The sequence below is a fragment of the Streptomyces colwelliae genome (assembly GCF_048158785.1).
Classification (GTDB): Bacteria; Actinomycetota; Actinomycetes; order Streptomycetales; family Streptomycetaceae; genus Streptomyces.
This window is the reverse complement of record NZ_JBLTJC010000989.1, coordinates 1-425: the sequence shown is the minus strand read 5'-3', so window position 1 is coordinate 425 and position 425 is coordinate 1. Positions and strand designations below refer to the sequence as shown.

The window sequence follows — 425 nt, the reverse complement described above, 5'->3', positions numbered from 1 at the left end:
TTTGTAAACTGTGTGCCGTGCTGGCGAGTAGCGGTTCCGGCGCACCCGGTGGGGTCTTTACACCGACGCTATTTATCGGTCTTGCCATTGGCATGTTGTATGGTCGTAGCCTGGGATTATGGTTCCCTGATGGCGAAGAAATTACACTTTTACTCGGATTGACCGGGATGGCGACACTGTTGGCGGCGACCACGCACGCGCCGATTATGTCGACGTTGATGATATGTGAAATGACCGGGGAGTATCAGCTACTCCCCGGTTTATTGATTGCCTGCGTAATTGCGTCGGTAATTTCGCGGACGTTACACCGTGACTCTATCTACCGCCAGCACACTGCGCAGCATAGCTAAGCGGATGTATTGCCCCAGTTCACGCTGTTCGGCGCGCGGCAGATAAGGCAGTTCACCAATGAGCGGTGCCGGAAG

The 425-nt window shown here is 54.6% G+C and carries 1 protein-coding gene; it reads left to right on the top strand.

Annotation, left to right across the window (positions count from 1 at the left end):
* On the top strand, positions 1–350 hold a 350-nt coding region (locus ACNFOC_RS55495; protein WP_416966458.1), incomplete at its 5' end, for a chloride channel protein.
* Between the last annotated feature and the right edge of the window lie 75 nt (positions 351–425).